The organism is Ralstonia nicotianae (genome assembly GCF_018243235.1).
Lineage (GTDB): Bacteria > Pseudomonadota > Gammaproteobacteria > Burkholderiales > Burkholderiaceae > Ralstonia > Ralstonia nicotianae.
The window spans coordinates 1,352,592-1,368,917 of record NZ_CP046674.1; the positions used below are offsets into that span (position 1 = coordinate 1,352,592).

The 16,326-nt window shown below is 68.3% G+C and carries 12 protein-coding genes, 1 tRNA gene and 1 pseudogene; 5 read left to right on the plus strand and 9 right to left on the minus strand.

The window, feature by feature from the left end:
• Positions 1-61: 61 nt before the first annotated feature.
• Entirely contained in the window at positions 62-1,009 is a 948-nt protein-coding gene (locus GO999_RS06235; protein ID WP_016722893.1) for a sugar-binding transcriptional regulator, read from the plus strand.
• Between the two features lie 196 nt (positions 1,010-1,205).
• Here the strand turns inward: GO999_RS06235 and GO999_RS06240 are convergent.
• From GO999_RS06240 to pepN, 3 genes are all read right to left on the minus strand, one after another.
• Positions 1,206-1,281: transfer RNA gene (locus tag GO999_RS06240), tRNA-Thr, on the minus strand.
• Positions 1,282-1,356: 75 nt separating this feature from the next.
• A complete protein-coding gene (locus GO999_RS06245; RefSeq protein WP_089190734.1) occupies positions 1,357-2,373 on the minus strand; it encodes a class 1 fructose-bisphosphatase in 1,017 nt (338 codons plus the stop codon).
• 49 nt (positions 2,374-2,422) lie between these two features.
• Positions 2,423-5,140: an aminopeptidase N gene (pepN, locus tag GO999_RS06250; protein ID WP_211906668.1), complete on the minus strand. Its 2,718-nt coding sequence runs from the start codon at positions 5,138-5,140 to the stop codon at positions 2,423-2,425.
• 165 nt (positions 5,141-5,305) lie between these two features.
• On the opposite strand from pepN, the gene GO999_RS06255 reads away from it, so the two are divergent.
• Complete coding sequence (locus GO999_RS06255; protein WP_011002055.1) at positions 5,306-5,947, plus strand: DUF4136 domain-containing protein; 642 nt, start codon at positions 5,306-5,308, stop codon at positions 5,945-5,947.
• 292 nt (positions 5,948-6,239) lie between these two features.
• The gene (locus tag GO999_RS06260; protein ID WP_019718553.1) at positions 6,240-8,561 is read left to right on the plus strand and encodes an NADP-dependent malic enzyme; all 2,322 of its coding nucleotides are present in this window, start codon (positions 6,240-6,242) and stop codon (positions 8,559-8,561) included.
• Between the two features lie 117 nt (positions 8,562-8,678).
• Here GO999_RS06260 and GO999_RS06265 read toward each other — a convergent pair.
• From GO999_RS06265 to GO999_RS06290, 6 genes and pseudogenes are all read right to left on the minus strand, one after another.
• Positions 8,679-8,948, minus strand: a pseudogene (locus tag GO999_RS06265) (porin); the annotation flags it as partial.
• A gap of 32 nt (positions 8,949-8,980) precedes the next feature.
• Positions 8,981-9,502: a 2-oxo-4-hydroxy-4-carboxy-5-ureidoimidazoline decarboxylase gene (uraD, locus tag GO999_RS06270; RefSeq protein ID WP_087451782.1), complete on the minus strand. Its 522-nt coding sequence runs from the start codon at positions 9,500-9,502 to the stop codon at positions 8,981-8,983.
• Positions 9,499-10,461: an allantoinase PuuE gene (gene puuE / locus GO999_RS06275; protein ID WP_016727071.1), complete on the minus strand. Its 963-nt coding sequence runs from the start codon at positions 10,459-10,461 to the stop codon at positions 9,499-9,501. Before puuE ends, uraD begins: the two co-directional genes overlap by 4 nt.
• Positions 10,462-10,481: 20 nt before the next feature.
• A complete protein-coding gene (locus tag GO999_RS06280) occupies positions 10,482-11,906 on the minus strand; it encodes an 8-oxoguanine deaminase (protein WP_211906669.1) in 1,425 nt (474 codons plus the stop codon).
• 4 nt (positions 11,907-11,910) lie between these two features.
• The gene (locus tag GO999_RS06285; protein WP_211906670.1) at positions 11,911-13,317 is read right to left on the minus strand and encodes a nucleobase:cation symporter-2 family protein; all 1,407 of its coding nucleotides are present in this window, start codon (positions 13,315-13,317) and stop codon (positions 11,911-11,913) included.
• Positions 13,318-13,409: 92 nt separating this feature from the next.
• Entirely contained in the window at positions 13,410-14,162 is a 753-nt protein-coding gene (locus GO999_RS06290) for a GntR family transcriptional regulator (protein ID WP_011002048.1), read from the minus strand.
• Positions 14,163-14,528: 366 nt separating this feature from the next.
• Between GO999_RS06290 and uraH the strand changes: the two genes are divergently transcribed.
• Positions 14,529-14,882, plus strand: a complete 354-nt coding sequence (gene uraH, locus GO999_RS06295; protein ID WP_011002047.1) for a hydroxyisourate hydrolase — start codon at positions 14,529-14,531, stop codon at positions 14,880-14,882.
• A gap of 12 nt (positions 14,883-14,894) precedes the next feature.
• On the plus strand, positions 14,895-16,139 hold the full coding sequence (locus GO999_RS06300; RefSeq protein ID WP_011002046.1) for a urate hydroxylase PuuD: 1,245 nt from the start codon (positions 14,895-14,897) through the stop codon (positions 16,137-16,139).
• Positions 16,140-16,326 lie beyond the last annotated feature (187 nt).

Genomic DNA, 16,326 nt, shown 5'->3' on the forward strand with positions numbered 1-16,326 from the left:
GCCCGACTGCGGTACAGTGCGTATCGTTCCCGTACGCAGACCCGACTGTCCTTCCACCATCGTGCCCAAGCCCACAGAAAAACTCGATCTGGCGACCCGAGCCGCCTGGCTCTACTACATCGCGGGCGACACGCAGAACGAGATCGCCGAAAAGCTTCAGGTCTCGCGGCCCGTTGCGCAGCGCCTTGTCGCCTTCGCGGTCGAGAAGAATCTGATCCGCGTGCGCGTGGATCACCGGCTTGCCGACTGTCTCGATCTTGGCGCGCGGTTGTCCAAGCGCTACGGGTTGTCGATGTGCGAGGTGGTCCCCGTCGATGCCGATGCGCCCGAGGCGATCGATCGCAAGCTCGCGGTCGCGGGGGCGCAAGTGATGGAGTTCTATCTGAACGAGACGCGCCCGATGGTCATCGCGATCAGCAGCGGGCGTACGCTGAAGGCCGCCGTCGCGCAGATCGCGCAGATCGAGCGGCCGCAGCACCGGCTCGTGTCGATGGTCGGCGCGATCGCGCCGGACGGTGCGTCGAATCGCTACGATGTCGCTCAGGCGATCTCCGAGAAGACGGGCGGCAAGCATTTCCTGCTGCCCGCGCCGTTGTTCGCGGACAGCGACGCCGAGCGCGCGCAGTGGTGCAATCACCGGCTGTACCGGATCGTCGAATCGCTGTCGGCCGAGGCGGATGTCGCGTTCGTCGGCATCGGCAACATTGCGCCGCAGTGCCCGCTGTTCGAGGATGGCTTTATCACCGCGGAAGAACTCGACGAACTGATCTCGCTCGGTGCGGTCGCCGAGATGCTGGGCATCCCGATCGATGCCCATGGCCAGCGCGTGACGGCATCGACGAGTGCGCGCGTGACAAGCGTGCCGCTGCACGCGCCGCCCGAGCGCCCGACCATCGCCATCGCGGGCGGGCCGCGCAAGCGCGATGCGGTGATCGCGGCGCTGCGCGGCGGCTGGCTATCGGGCCTTGTGACAGACGAGACCTGCGCGAGAGCGGCACTGGAGGCCTAGAAGCTTCGATCCAAGCGGGGGCGGCCGTGACAAAGACCGTCGGCTGTCGCGCAGCAGTGATCAGCCGCGGGCTGCGGCTGTCTCCGGTGCCGTGGCACACGAAATCGTCACGCCAGGCATGGCCGGGCTTTGCGCTACATGGCGAGCAGAAATAGAAAAGGGCCACAGGAACAAACCTGTGGCCCTTCAATTTCTTTGGTGCCGGAGATAGGAGTCGAACCTACGACCTTCGCATTACGAATGCGCTGCTCTACCAACTGAGCTACACCGGCATCGGAAACCGCGATTCTAGCAGAACTTTTTGGCGCGCTGCAAGAACCACAGAAACAACCGGCTCAAGGGCCGTCTCAGGCGGTCTGCTGGGCTTCCCGGTGGTACTGCGTGACGCGGTCCACCTCGTTCTTGGAGCCCAGGATCACCGCCACGCGCTGGTGCAGCTTCTCCGGCTGGATCTCGAGGATGCGCTGATTGCCGTTGGTGGCGGCGCCGCCGGCCTGCTCCACCAGGAAGGCCATCGGGTTGGCTTCGTACATCAGGCGCAGCTTGCCGGCCTTGCCCGGCTCGCGCTTGTCCCACGGGTACATGAAGATGCCGCCGCGCGTGAGGATGCGGTGCACGTCGGCCACCATCGAGGCGATCCAGCGCATGTTGAAGTCCTTGCCGCGCGGGCCTTCGGTGCCGGCCAGGCATTCGTCGATGTAGCGGCGCACGGGCGGGGCCCAGTGGCGCATGTTCGACATGTTGATGGCGAACTCCTTGGTGTCGGCCGGAATCTTCACGTCGCGGTTGGTCAGGATGAAGCTGCCGACTTCGCGGTCGAGCGTGAACATGTGCACGCCGTTGCCGACGGTGAGCACCAGCGTGGTCTGCGGACCGTAGACGGCGTAGCCGGCGGCGACCTGCCTGACGCCCGGCTGCATGAAGTCGGCTTCGGTCACGGTCTGGCCCGGCTTGGGCATGTGCAGCACCGAGAAGATGGTGCCGATCGACACGTTCACGTCGATGTTGGACGAGCCGTCGAGCGGATCGAACAGCAGCAGGTATTCGCCCTTCGGATAGCGATGGGGGATCTCGTAGAACGACTCCATCTCTTCCGAGGCCATCGCGGCCAGGTTGCCGCCGTACTCGTTGGCTTCGAGCAGGACTTCGTTGGCGATCACGTCCAGCTTCTGCTGGGTTTCGCCTTGCACGTTGCCTGTGCCGGCCGAGCCGAGCACGCCGGCCAGCGCGCCCTTGTTGACGCTGTGCGAGATCGCCTTGCAGGCGCGCGCCACGACTTCGAGCAGCAGGCGCAGCTCGGCGGGGATGGTGTTGTGCTCGCGCTGCTCTTCGATCAGGTAGCGGGTGAGGTTGATGCGCTTCATGGGTTCTCCTGGGACGGGCGCGATTTTACGACAGACCGTGTGAGCGTCGTCACGCCAGCGCCTTGCCGACGATCTCGCGCACGTCGCGCGACAGGCTCGGATGCGCGGCCACGCGCTTGAGCGCGTCGTGCATCGCCTCGCGCAGGGCGGGAACGTACTTGCGCCAGCGGTCCAGCGAGCGCGCCAGCCGCGCCGATACCTGCGGGTTGATGGCATCGAGCGCCAGCACCTGCTCGGCCCAGAAGGCGTAGCCGGACCCGTCGGCGGCGTGGAACTGCGCCGGGTTGCCGGAGCAGAAGCTGAAGATCAGCGCGCGCGCGCGGTTCGGGTTGCGCAGCGTGAAGGCCGGGTGCGCCATCAGCGCGCGCACGGTGGCCAGCGTCGGCTTGCCCGCGGCGCCCGGCTGCATGGCTTGCAGCGCGAACCACTTGTCGATGACCAGCGCGTCGTCGGCGAAGCGGGTGTAGAAGTCGGCCAGCGCGGCTTCGCGGCCCGGGGCGTAGCTGTTGACCAGCGCCGCGAGCGCGCCCATGCGGTCGGTCATGCTGGCGGCGGTGGTGTATTGCTGCTCGGCCAGGGCCAGCGCCTCGGCCGATTCGGCCTCGGCCAGGTAGCCCAGGGCGATGTTCCTGAGCGCGCGCTTGCCGGCCGACACGGCATCGGGCGTGTAGGGGCCGTCGGTCGTGCTGTCGTGATAGGCGCGCAGGAACTCGGCGCCGAGCGCTTCGGCCAGCGTGCGGCGCAGCGTGCGGCGGGCGACGTGGATGGCGGCCGGGTCGGCCACGTCCATGCGTTCGGCCAGGTAGGTCTCGGCGGGCAGGATCAGCATCTGCTCGCGGAAGGCCGGGTCGAGCGAGGCATCGGCCAGCACGGCGCGCAGCGCCTCCACCAGGGCCGGGTCGACCTGCGGGGTGCGGCCCTGCTGCACGTCGGCCACCATGCGCAGCAGCGCGTCGGTGGCCAGGCGCTGGCCGGCTTCCCAGCGGTTGAACGGGTCGGCGTCGTGCGCCAGCAGGAAGGTCAGCTGCCCGGTGGTGTAGCCGTATTCGACGACGACCGGCGCGGAGAAATTGCGCAGCAGCGACGGCAGCGGGGCCTCGGCCACGTCCTCGAAGACGAAGGTCTGCTCGGCTTCGGTGAAGTCCAGCACGCGCGTGGTGAGCGGCTGGGCGGAGGCCGGCTCGCCGCGCAGGCGCAGCGGCAGGTCGCGGCCCTGCGCATCGAGCAGGCCGATGGCGAAGGGGATGTGGAAGGGCTGCTTGTGCAGGCTGCCGTCGGCGGTTTCGATGCCGACCGGCTCGCAGCGCTGGCGCAGCGTGAGCGTGTAGGTGCGGGTGGCCGCGTCATGGCGGCCTTCGACCGCGACGACCGGCGTGCCGGCCTGGCTGTACCAGCGGCCGAACCGGGTCAGGTCGCGGCCGTTGGCGTCGGCCATGGCGGCGCGGAAGTCGTCGCAGGTGACGGCCTGGCCGTCGTGGCGCTGGAAGTACAGGTCCATGCCTTTGCGGAAAGCCTCGCGGCCCAGCAGGGTCTGGTACATGCGCACGACTTCGGCGCCTTTCTCGTACACCGTGACGGTGTAGAAGTTGTTGATCTCTTCGTAGCTGTCGGGGCGCACCGGGTGGGCCATGGGGCCGGCGTCTTCCGGAAACTGCACCTGGCGCAGCAGGCGCACGTCTTCGATGCGCTTGACGGCGCGGGCGCTGGCGGCGGCCGCTGTGTTGCCGGCCTGCGCCGCCGCCTGCGCGGCCATGTCGGCCGAGAACTCCTGGTCGCGGAACACCGTCAGGCCTTCCTTCAGGCTCAGCTGGAACCAGTCGCGGCAGGTGACGCGGTTGCCGGTCCAGTTGTGGAAGTACTCGTGCCCGACCACCGATTCGATATTGGCGAAGTCGACGTCGGTGGCGGTCTCGGCATTGGCCAGCACGTACTTCGTGTTGAAGATGTTCAGGCCCTTGTTCTCCATCGCGCCCATGTTGAAGTCGCCCACGGCGACGATCATGAAGCGGTCCAGGTCCAGCTCCAGGCCGAAGCGCTGTTCGTCCCAGCGGATGGCGTGGATGAGCGAATCCATCGCATGGCGGGTCTTGCCTAGGTCGTGCGGCTCGACCCAGACCTGCAGCAGCTTCTCCTTGCCCGAGGCGGACAGGATGCGCGCCTCGATGCATTCGAGCGTGCCCGCCACCAGCGCGAACAGGTACGACGGCTTCTTGAACGGGTCGTGCCAGACGGCCTCGTGGCGTCCGTCCGGCAGATCGCGCTGGGAGACCAGGTTGCCGTTGGACAGCAGCACCGGGTAGTCTGCCTTGGCGGCGCGCAGGGTGACGGTGTAGACCGCCATCACGTCGGGCCGGTCGAGGAAGTAGGTGATCTTGCGGAAGCCCTCGGCTTCGCACTGCGTGAAGAAGTTGTCGTTGGAGACATACAGCCCCATCAGCGACGAATTGGCCGCGGGGTTGCAGAAGGTGGTGAGCTCCAGCGTGAAGGCGGTATCGGCCTGGGCAGGGGCCGCTTCGATGGTGAGCGTGTCGCCGTCGGGCTGGATGCCGGGCAGGGCCTGGCCATCGAGCGTGACGCCCGCCAGCTCCAGGCCTTCGCCGACCAGCGTGAGCGGGGCGCCGGCGCGCAGGCGCGTCATGCGCAGGCGGCTGACGATGCGGGTGCGCTCGGGCACCAGGTCGATTTCCAGCGCCACGTCGTCGATGCGGAAGGCGGGGGCGGTGTAGTCCTGGCGGTAGATCGTCACGGCGGTATCGGTGCGCAACATCGGTAACATCCTCGCATGCGAAAAGGCCATTGTAGCCAAGGGATGCCTGCCGGGCCGCCGGCCGGGAATCTTCCCGGCGCGGGTGACTCTGAGTAAACAGGCGGCGCGCCCGGCCCAGCGGCCGGCAGGTGCGCCGCTCCGATCATGTTGTGGGGGAACGCATCCATGTGGAACGGAATCAAGATGCCCGTGCGCTGGGCACTGGCGGGCGCGTTGGCCGCCGCCGGTCTGCTGGCCGGCTGCGCCAGCACCGTGACCAGCCAGGTGACGGCGTTCAGGCAGCCCGGCTGGACCGACAACCCGCCGCGCACCTTCGCCTTCGAGCGTACCGCGGCGCAGCAGAACGACCTGGAGCGCCAGACCTACGAGGCCTGGACCGCCGACCAACTGGCCGCGCGCGGGTTTGCCGCTGCGCCGCACGGCAGCGCCCGCTACCTCGTCCGGCTCGACTATTCGGCCGCCACGCGCCTGATGCAGGTGCGCCAGCCGGTCTATCCCGATCCGTACTGGGGCCCGGGCCCGTGGGGACCGTGGCACGGACCGTGGGGGGCCTGGGGCCCGTGGGGTCCGCAGTATGTCGATACCACCGTGCAAGTGCCGTTCTATGCCTATCACGCGGAGATCGACGAGGCGGCGACGGGCAAGCGCGTCTACCAGGTGACCGCGCAGACGCAAGGCGGCGACGGCTCGCTGGCGGGCGTGATGCCCTACCTGGTCCGCAGCGCCTTCGCCAATTTCCCGGCGCCGAACGCGCAGCCGATCCTGGTGGAGTTACCGCTCGACGCCAAGGTCAAGCCGGTCAAATGAGTCGCGGGTGGGCCGGGCGGCCGGTCTACGTTAGAATGCCTGACCTAATTTGCGGGCCGACCAGCCGTACCCTCGCTTGAGCGCTGTGATCCCATTCCACTTCGCGCCGACCGCCACCCCTGGCCGGCGCTTGCCGCGCGCCGTCGCTATCGCGATGACGGCGTGCCGTGCCTCCTGCGGCTCCGCTTGCGGTTTTTCCGTTTTTTTTGCTTCTCCTCCGTACCAGGACGCCTTCGCCTGAAGCGCTCACCAGCGCTTGATCCGCGGAACGTCCCTCCAGGATGTCATTGATATGAACGACAAGCTTCACGACGCCTCGCCCGATACACTCGACAAGGGGGCCGAGGCCGAACTGCGCCGCGCCGCGCTCGAATACCACCGCTCGCCGACGCGCGGCAAGATCGAGGTCCGCTCGACCAAGACGCTGATCAACCAGCGCGACCTGTCGCTGGCGTATTCGCCGGGCGTGGCCTATGCGTGTACCGAGATCGAGCGCGACCCGTCGCTGGCGGCCGAGTACACCTCGCGCGCCAACCTGGTCGGCGTGATCACCAACGGCACCGCGGTGCTCGGCCTGGGCGACATCGGCCCGCTGGCCGGCAAGCCGGTGATGGAAGGCAAGGGCTGCCTGTTCAAGAAGTTCGCCGGCGTGGACGTGTTCGACATCGAGCTGGCCGAGCGCGATCCGGACAAGCTGGTCGACATCATCGCCTCGCTGGAGCCGACGCTGGGCGGCATCAACCTCGAGGACATCAAGGCGCCGGAGTGCTTCTACATCGAGCAGAAGCTGCGCGAGCGCCTGAACATTCCCGTCTTCCACGATGACCAGCACGGCACGGCGATCATCTCGTCGGCCGCGCTGCTCAACGGCATGAAGGTGGTCGGCAAGCAGATCGGCGAGGTCAAGGTGGCGGTGTCGGGCGCGGGCGCCGCGGCCATCGCCTGCCTGGACCTGATGGTGAGCCTGGGCGTCAAGCGCGAGAACGTGTTCGTGGTCGACTCCAAGGGCGTCATCTATGCCGGCCGCGACGCCAAGATGGAGCCGAACAAGGCGCGCTACGCGCAGGACACCGCGGCCCGCACGCTGGCCGACATCGTGCGCGATGCGGACGTGTTCCTGGGCTGCTCGGCCGCCGGCGTGCTGACCGCCGACATGGTCAAGACCATGGCGCCCAATCCGATCATCCTGGCGCTGGCCAACCCCGAGCCGGAGATCCGTCCCGAGATCGCCAAGGCCGCGCGTCCGGACTGCATCATCGCCACGGGCCGTTCGGACTACCCGAACCAGGTCAACAACGTGCTGTGCTTCCCGTACATCTTCCGCGGCGCGCTCGATTGCGGCGCCACCAAGATCACGGAAGAAATGAAGCTGGCCTGCGTGAAGGCCATCGCCGAGCTGGCCGAAGCCGAGACCAACGACGCCGTGGCCCAGGCCTATGCCGGCCAGGAGCTGAACTTCGGTCCGGACTACATCATCCCGAAGCCGTTCGATTCGCGCCTGATCGAGAAGATCGCGCCGGCGGTGGCCAAGGCAGCGATGGAGTCCGGCGTGGCGACGCGCCCGATCGCCGACCTGGACGCCTACCGCCACCAGCTCAACGACTTCGTCTACCACACCGGCATGACCATGCGCCCGGTGTTCTCCGCCGCCAAGGCCGCGCCCAAGCGCGTGGTCTACGCCGAGGGCGAAGAGGAGCGCGTGCTGCGCGCGGTGCAGACGGTGATCGACGAGGGCCTGGCCAAGCCGATCCTGGTCGGCCGCCCGCACGTGATCGAGATGCGCATCCAGAAGGCAGGCCTGCGCCTGAAGCCGGGCGTGGATTTCGAGCTGGTGAATCCGGAAGACGATCCGCGCTACCACCAGTACCACACCGCCTACCACGAGCTGATGGGCCGCAACGGCGTGACGCCCGACATGGCGAAGTCGGCGCTGCGCCGCTCCAACACGCTGATCGGCGCGCTGCTGGTGCGCCTGGGCGATGCCGACGCGATGCTGTGCGGCACGGTGGGCCGCTTCGACGCGCACCTCGAGCACGTGCGCGACGTGATCGGCCTGGCGCCCAACGCCAAGGTGTTCGCCGCCATGAACGGCCTGATGCTGGAAAAGCACACGCTGTTCATCGCCGACACCTTCGTCAACGAAGACCCGACGGCTGAAGAGCTGGCCGCGATCACCGAGCTGGCCGCGGAAGAAGTGCGCCGCTTCGGCCTGGAGCCGAAGGTGGCGATGCTGTCGCACTCGATGTTCGGTTCGTCCAAGAGCAAGTCGGCGCGCAAGATGCGCGCGGCGTACGACCTGCTCAAGACGCAGGCGCCGAGCCTGCAGGTGGAAGGCGAGATCCAGGGCGATGCCGCGCTGGTCGAAGACATCCGCCACCACTTCCTGCCCAAGAGCGCGTTTGCCGGCAGCGCCAACCTGCTGGTGATGCCGACGCTGGACGCGGCCAACATCGCCTTCAACCTGCTCAAGATCACGGGCGGGCACGGCGTGACGGTGGGCCCGATCCTGCTGGGCGCGGCCAAGCCGGTGCACATCCTCAACCCGGCGGCCACGTCGCGGCGCATCGTCAACATGACCGCGCTGGCGGTGGCGGACGTGTCGGCGACACGCTGATCGGCGGATCGCCCCGCATGGCCGCTGCGTTGCGCGGCGGCCAGGAAAAACGAAACGGCGCCTGAAGCGATTCGGGCGCCGTTTTCTTTTGCCGTGTCCGGATCGGCTGCCGACCGCCTAGAACTTGGCCCGCATGCCCACGCCCAGGGTGTCGGCGGTCGATAGCGAAGTGACCTTGTCGCGGAAGTAGGCCGCATACAGGTCGGTGCGCTTGGACAGCGCGTAGTCGTAGCCGATCGCCCAGGTGTTGCGCTTGACGTCGGCCGCGCCCGAGGTCTTGGTGTACGCGTACGACGCGAGGATGCTGCCCGCGCCCAGCGGCACCGACACGCCCAGCTGGCCGCCGTTGGCCTTCGTGTCGCCCGTCGAGATGGTGTTCTTGATGTGGTGCCGCGCCCGCGGCGTTCCGCTTTTGATGGCTAGCCTGAAATCAGGTCGTGCAGACGGAAGCCGGCGATGCGGTGGATCTGCTCCAGCGACGCGCGCAGCTCGGTGGCGCGGTCGTTCTCGAGGCGCCTGGCGAACACGTCGATGATGCCGTGCCGGTCGTAGCCGCGCACCGCCAGGATGAACGGGAAGCCGAACTTGTCGTTGTAGCGCGCGTTCAGTGCCTGCAGGCGCGCGAATTCTTCGGGCGAGCACTGGTCCAGGCCGGCGCCCGCCTGCTCGCGGGTCGATTCGGCGGTCAGCTCGCCGCGCACGGCGGCCTTGCCTGCGAGTTCCGGGTGGGCGCGCACCAGCTTGAGCTGCGGGCCTTCGCCGGCGCCGTCGACGGCACGGCGCATGGCGGCCGCGAGCGCGTCGGCCGAGGCGAACGGGCGCTGCCCGGCGGCCTGCTCGGCCACCCATGGCGAGTGCTCGTAGATGCCGCCCAGCGTGCGCACGAACTGCGCGGTGTCCATGGCGTTGAGCTGGGCGAGGGGGGCAGCGGTCTGGCTCATGCGGCGGTGCTCGGGACGGGGTGGCCGGTGTACGGATGGTGTTCGATCCAGTGGCGGGCGATATCGATGCGCCGGCAGATCCATACCTTGTCGTGCGATTGCACGTAGTCGAGAAAGCGCTGCAGCGCGCGCAAGCGCGCCGGACGGCCCAGCAGGCGGCAGTGCATGCCGATCGACAGCATCTTCGGCTGCGCCAGGCCGTCGGGGTCGCCTTCCTCGTACAGCACGTCGAAGGCGTCCTTCAGGTACTGGTAGAAGTGGTCGGCGGTGTTGAAGCCCTGCGGGCTGGCGAAGCGCATGTCGTTGGTGTCGAGCGTGTAGGGCACCACCAGGTGCGGCTTGCGCTCGCCCACGGAGGTTTCGACCTCGGTCCAGAAGGGCAGGTCGTCGCCGTAGTAGTCGGCGTCGTAGACGAAGCCGCCGTGCTCGACGACGAGGCGGCGCGTGTTGGGGCTGTCGCGGCCGGTGTACCAGCCCAGCGGCGCGCTGCCCGTCAGCTCGCGGATGATCTCCACGCCGATGCGCATGTGCTCACGCTCGGTGGCTTCGTCGATGTGCTGGTAGTGGATCCAGCGCCAGCCGTGGCAGGCGATCTCGTGGCCCAGGTCCACAAAGGCCTGCGTCACATCCGGATGGCGCTGCAGCGCCATCGACACGCCAAAGATCGTCAGCGGCAGGCCGCGCTGTTCGAACTCGCGCAGGATGCGCCAGACGCCTGCGCGCGCGCCGTACTCATAGAGGCTCTCCATGCTCATGTGCCGCGCCGGGTAGGCTGCCGCGCCGATGATCTCGGAGAGGAACGGCTCGGAGCCCGCGTCGCCGTGCAGCACGCAGTTCTCGCCGCCTTCTTCGTAGTTGAGGACGAACTGCAGGGCGATGCGCGCGCCGCCGGGCCATTTGGGGTCGGGCGGGGTCTTGCCGTAACCGATGAGATCGCGCGGATAGTTCTTGTGGGTCATGGCTGTCGTTCGAGGAGAGGTCATGCGGAGGTCGGAACGGCCCGGGCGGTCTGCGCCAGCTCCAGCGCAAGCTTGCGGTGAACGCTCAGATGGGCGCCGAGCTCCAGCGTGACCAGGCGACGGTTGTCGACCACCACGCGCCCGTTGATCACGCTGTGCGACACGCCGGACGGCGCGCAGAACACCAGCGCCGCGACCGGGTCGTGGTCCGCGCCGGCAAAGCCGACCTGGCGGCGGTCGAAGCTGACAAAGTCGGCCGACATGCCGGGCGCGAGCGCGCCGATGTCGTCGCGGTTGAGCACGCAGGCGCCGCCCAGCGTGGCGATCTCCAGCGCCTCGCGCGCGCCCATCGCCGCCGGGCCGAAACCGAGGCGCGCCAGCAGCATCGCCTGGCGCGCCTCGCCGAGCATGTGGGCGCCGTCGTTCGACGCGCTGCCGTCCACCCCCAGGCCGACCGGCACCCCGGCATCGCGCATGGCGCGCACGGGCGCGATGCCCGAGGCGAGCCGCATGTTCGAGCACGGGCAGTGGGCCACCCCGGTGCCGGTGCGCGCGAACAGCTCGATGCCGTGCGCGTCCAGCTTGACGCAGTGCGCATGCCAGACGTCGTGGCCGACCCAGCCGAGGTCTTCGGCGTATTCGGCGGGCGTCATGCCGAACCGCTCGCGCGAGTAGGCGATGTCGCTGTCGTTCTCGGCCAGGTGGGTGTGCATCGACACGCCGTAGCTGCGCGCCAGCCGCGCCGATTCGCGCATCAGGTCGCGCGACACCGAGAACGGCGAGCAGGGCGCCACGACGATGCGCAGCATCGCATGGCGGTCGGCGTCGTGCCAGGTCTCGATCAGGCGCTGGGTTTCGCGCAGGATGGCGGGCTCGCCCTCGACCACGCGGTCCGGCGGCAGCCCGCCCTGGCTGCGGCCAACGCTCATGCTGCCGCGCGCGGCGTGAAAGCGCATGCCGATCTGCCGCGCGGCCTCGATCGCATCGTCGAGCCGGCAGCCGTTGGGATACAGATACAGGTGATCGCTCGAAGTCGTGCAGCCCGACAGCATCAGCTCGGCCATCGCGGTGAGCGTCGACACGCGCACCATCTCCGGCGTCAGGCCCGCCCACACCGGATACAGGTGGGTGAGCCAGCCGAACAGCTCGGCATCCTGCGCGGCGGGCAGGGCGCGCGTCAGGCTCTGGGCCATGTGATGGTGCGTGTTGACCAGGCCGGGCGTGACCACGTGGTCGCGCAGTTCCAGCACGCGCACGTTGGGGCGGCCGATCGCGTCGCGATAGGGCACGGGCAGGTCGGCGGTGGCGCCGACCCACTCGATCACGCCGCCGCGCGCCACCAGCGCGCCGTCGGCGATCTCGCGGCGCTGCGCGTCCATGGTGACCAGCACGTCGGCGTGGCGGGCGATCAGGAGCGGGTCGGAGCTGGTGCGGTGGGTGGTCATGCGCTCACTCCGCGCTGTGCGTGGTGGCCGCGGCCGCGCGCATGGCGTGCTCGGCCGGCTGCATGCCGTTGTAGTACAGGTTCAGGATCACCGCCACCAGCGTGCCCAGCACGATGCCGCTGTGCGTGACCGGCTCCAGCCAGCGCGGCAGGTACTGGAAGAAGGCCGGCGCCAGCGTCGGGATCATGCCGAAGCCGATCGCGATGGCCACGATGAACAGGTTGTGGCGATGCCGGTTGAAGTCGATCGAGCCGAGGATGCGCACGCCCGTGGCGGCCACCATGCCGAACATCACGATGCCCGCGCCGCCCAGCACGAAGGCGGGCACCGAGGCCACCACGTGCGCCATCTTCGGGAACAGCCCCAGCGCGATCAGGATCACGCCGCCGGCCGCCGCCACGAAGCGCGAGCGCACGCCGGTGACGGTCACCAGCCCGACGTTCTGCGAGAACGAGGTGTAGGGAAAGGTGTTGAACAGGCCGCCGATCACCGAGCCCAGGCCGTCGGCGCGCAGGCCGCGGGTCAGGTCGTCATGCGTGAGCGTCTTGCCGGTGATCTCGGCCAGCGCCAGGAACATGCCGGTCGATTCCACCAGCGTGATCAGCATCACCACGCACATCGAGGCGACGGCGCCGGCGTGGAAGGTCGGCATGCCGAAGTGCAGCGGCGTGATGACGGCCATCCAGTCGGCGTCGGCCACGCCCGCGAAGCTGACCTTGCCGGCCGTCATGGCGATCAGCGTGCCGCAGGCGATGCCCAGCAGCACTGCGATGTTGCCGATCAGGCCGCGTCCGTACTTGGTCAGCAGCAGGATGATGACCAGTACCGACAGCGCGATCGCCAGGCCGCCCGGGTCGCCGTAGGCCGGGTTGGGCACGGTCCTGAGCACGCCGTCCACCATGGCCTTGAGGGTGGGCTGGCCGCCCGCGGCCCAGTTGATGCCCACGCCCATCAGCGACACGCCGATCAGCGTGATGACGGTGCCGGTCACCACCGGCGGGAACAGCCCCAGCACGCGCCCCATCAGCGGCGCAACCACGATGCCGAACAGCCCCGCCGCGATGACCGCGCCGTAGATGCCCAGCAGGCCGATGCCCGGGTCGCCGCCGATGGCGATCATCGGGCCCACCGAGGCGAACGTCACGCCCATCATCACCGGCATGCGGATGCCGAACTTCCACACGCCCAGGGACTGGATCAGCGTCGCCACGCCGGCGGCGAACAGGTCGGCGTTGATCAGGAAGGCGAGCTGCTCCTTGGGCAGATGCAGTGCGCTGCCCACGATCAGCGGCACCGCCACGGTGCCTGCATACATCACCAGGACATGTTGCAGGCCGAGGGCGAGCAGGCGGGCATAGGCGACGCGCTCGTTGGTCAGGTCCGCCGGCGGGGCGGCGAGGGTGCTTGCCATGGGGTCTCCTTGTGGCGGCGGGCCGGATGGCATCCGGCCGGTGGCGGCCAGCCTCTGTCGGGCCGGCTCGCCGGGTCGGCAAAACCGGGTGGCTAGAGGGGGGCGTCGCCCCGGCCCAGCACCGCGCGCAGGTCAAAGTCCGCGGGCGCTTCCGGGCGGACGCGGTCGGCACAGCATTGCAAGTGCTGGGCCATGTGCGCCTGCGCGGCGCCGACATCGCCGCGCTCGAGCGCGCGAAGGATGTCGAGGTGCTCGTCGAACGAGCAGGCGTTGTGGCCCGGCGCCTCGACGCTGGCGATCATCAGCGTGGTGCGCGAGACCAGCCGGCGCATGATCTCCACCACCAGCGGGTTGCCGGCCTGCTCGGCCAGCGCCACGTGGAATTCGGCCGACAGCCGGATCCAGCGCGGCCTATCGTGGCTGACGAAGGCCTGGCGCTCTTCGTTGACCCGCGCCAGCAGCGGCGCGACGGCCGCCTTCGGGCTGGCGCTGCGGCCGACCTTGTCGAGCACCGCGCGCTCCAGGATCTGGCGCAACTCGAACATGGCGTGGGCTTCGTCGATGGACGGCGCGGCGATGAAGGCGCCGCGGTTGGGCTCCAGGTCGACCAGGCCGTCAGCGGCCAGCCGGGAGAACACCTTGCGCACGGTATGGCGCGCGGTGGCATAGATTTCGCAGAGCGCATGCTCCGTCAGCTTGGTGCGCGGCGGCAGGCGGTGTTCCATGATCGCATCGTAGATCTCGTGGTACATCCGCTCTTCGACCGGCATGCGCGTTGTGCCCGACGCCTTCGCGCCCGACTTCGACGCCGCATCGGTGGAGACCAGCTTGAGACTTTTGGACATGGCAGACCCGCTAGAGAACAGTGCGATGCAGCATGGGCGACCGCGAAAACCTGTTGACAATTATTCGATCACGCCTCCAATATTGTCAACAAAATGTGTTCGGAGTTCCGACAGATTGGGGCAATCCCTGTTGCCCTTTCCCACGCAGACACGCGGGCGGACTCCGGACATGCGACGGCTTTGCCGGCTTGGCCGGTCCCTCCCACGCGGAGGCGGCCAGCGTCAGCCGGCAGGACGCGCGCCGGGATGCGTGCATCGCACGTACCGAGCAGGCCCCGGTGCCGGCCCTTGTCACACAAGGGTTTGGCGCGAGGTGCAAGTGGAGGCAGCGGCGCTTCTGATGATTCCAACAACAGAGGAAGACAAATGGGACGCTTGACCACCCATGTGCTCGACACCGCTGCAGGCACGCCGGGCAAGGACTTGGCGATCACCCTGTTCAAGATTGTCAACAATCTAAGGCAGCCGATCAAAACGGTCCGCACCAATCACGATGGCCGTTGCGAGGCGCCGCTGCTGGAAGGCGAGGCGCTGCAGGCCGGCATCTACGAGCTGGATTTCGCGGTGGGCGACTACTACCGCGCGGCCGGCGTCAGCCTCCCCGACCCCGCGTTCCTCGATGTGGTGACGCTGCGCTTCGGCGTGGCCGATGCCGGCGCGCACTACCACGTGCCGCTGCTGGTGTCGCCGTGGTCGTACTCGACCTATCGCGGCAGCTGAGCGGGAGGCGTCATGGAAGGCTATCTCCTCGACTGGGCCAACCTGCTGCTGCGCTGGCTGCACGTGATCACGGCGATCGCGTGGATCGGCTCGTCGTTCTACTTCGTCTGGCTCGACAACAGCCTGACCCGGCCGAGCGCGCCGGACCTGCTGGACAAGGGCGTGGACGGCGAGCTGTGGGCCGTGCACGGCGGCGGGTTCTACCACCCGCAGAAGTACCTGCTGGCGCCGAAGCAGCTGCCCGAACACCTGCACTGGTTCTACTGGGAGTCGTATTCGACGTGGATGTCCGGCTTTGCGCTGCTGACGGTGGTGTACCTGTTCAACGCCAACGTCTACCTGATCGACCGCAGTGTGTTCGACATGACGGCGACCACAGCGGTGCTGCTGGCGCTGGCGTTCCTGGCGGTCGGCTGGCTGGTGTACGACACCATCTGCCGCGTGTTCGGCAAGAGCGACCGGCTGGTGGGCGCGCTGGTGGCGGTCTACGTGGTGATCGCGGCGTATGCGGCGTGCCACCTGTTCGCGGGCCGCGCGGCCTTCCTGCTGATCGGCGCGATGATCGCGACCATCATGAGCGCCAACGTGTTCTTCTGGATCATCCCGGGGCAGCGCAAGGTGGTGGCCGCGCTCAAGGCCGGCGAGAAGCCGGACCCGATCCACGGCAAGCGCGGCAAGCAGCGCAGCGTGCACAACACGTACTTCACGCTGCCGGTGCTGTTCGCCATGCTGTCGAACCACTACAGCATGACGTACTCGCACCCATTCAACTGGGTGGTGCTGGTGCTGATCATGCTGGCCGGGGTGCTGATCCGCCAGTTCTTCATCCTCAAACACAAGGGCGTGTGGAACGGGTGGTATCCGGCGGGCGGCGTGGCGCTGCTGCTGGGCACGGCGGTGTGGCTGGCGCCGGTGCAGCGTCCGTCGGCGCCGCAGGCGAATACCGCGGCGGCTGCCACGGCGCTGGCGGCGCAGGGCGGGGCGGCGGCATCCGGCGGCTCGGCCTTCGCCAAAGTACAGGCAGTCGTGACCGCCCGGTGCTACCAATGCCACTCGGCGCATCCTACGCTGATGCCATCGCCGGCCAAGGGCGTGCTGCTCGACACGCCGGAACAGCTGGCCGCGCATGCACAGCTCGTGTACCAGCAGGCCGTGCAGCAGAAGCTGATGCCGCTGGGCAACGTCACGCAGATGACCGATGAGGAGCGCACGGTGATCGCCAAGTGGTTCGAGGACGGTGCCAGCACCACCCGCTGACGAGGCGAGCTTGGATGATCGGAGCATGCCGTCTGCCTTCGGGCGGGCGGCATGGCCGGTGAGGGTTGAACGGGGCTGCGGTCCCGTTTTTTTTTTTTTTGAGGGGGAAGCTGTGCGGATGGGCGGAGGACAGCGAAGGGCCCTTGTCGCCCTCCATCCGGTCATTCAAATCGCCGTCGATGCATGG

What these genes read in the sequence shown, in the direction of transcription:
- GO999_RS06260 (WP_019718553.1), top strand. Translation starts at nt 6,240, where the DNA reads ATGAACGACAAGCTTCACGACGCCTCGCCCGATACACTCGACAAGGGG.
- uraH (WP_011002047.1), top strand. Translation starts at nt 14,529, where the DNA reads ATGGGACGCTTGACCACCCATGTGCTCGACACCGCTGCAGGCACGCCG.
- uraD (WP_087451782.1), bottom strand. Translation starts at nt 9,502, where the DNA reads ATGAGCCAGACCGCTGCCCCCCTCGCCCAGCTCAACGCCATGGACACC.
- pepN (WP_211906668.1), bottom strand. Translation starts at nt 5,140, where the DNA reads ATGTTGCGCACCGATACCGCCGTGACGATCTACCGCCAGGACTACACC.
- GO999_RS06290 (WP_011002048.1), bottom strand. Translation starts at nt 14,162, where the DNA reads ATGTCCAAAAGTCTCAAGCTGGTCTCCACCGATGCGGCGTCGAAGTCG.
- GO999_RS06285 (WP_211906670.1), bottom strand. Translation starts at nt 13,317, where the DNA reads ATGGCAAGCACCCTCGCCGCCCCGCCGGCGGACCTGACCAACGAGCGC.
- GO999_RS06300 (WP_011002046.1), top strand. Translation starts at nt 14,895, where the DNA reads ATGGAAGGCTATCTCCTCGACTGGGCCAACCTGCTGCTGCGCTGGCTG.
- puuE (WP_016727071.1), bottom strand. Translation starts at nt 10,461, where the DNA reads ATGACCCACAAGAACTATCCGCGCGATCTCATCGGTTACGGCAAGACC.
- GO999_RS06255 (WP_011002055.1), top strand. Translation starts at nt 5,306, where the DNA reads ATGTGGAACGGAATCAAGATGCCCGTGCGCTGGGCACTGGCGGGCGCG.
- GO999_RS06245 (WP_089190734.1), bottom strand. Translation starts at nt 2,373, where the DNA reads ATGAAGCGCATCAACCTCACCCGCTACCTGATCGAAGAGCAGCGCGAG.
- GO999_RS06280 (WP_211906669.1), bottom strand. Translation starts at nt 11,906, where the DNA reads ATGACCACCCACCGCACCAGCTCCGACCCGCTCCTGATCGCCCGCCAC.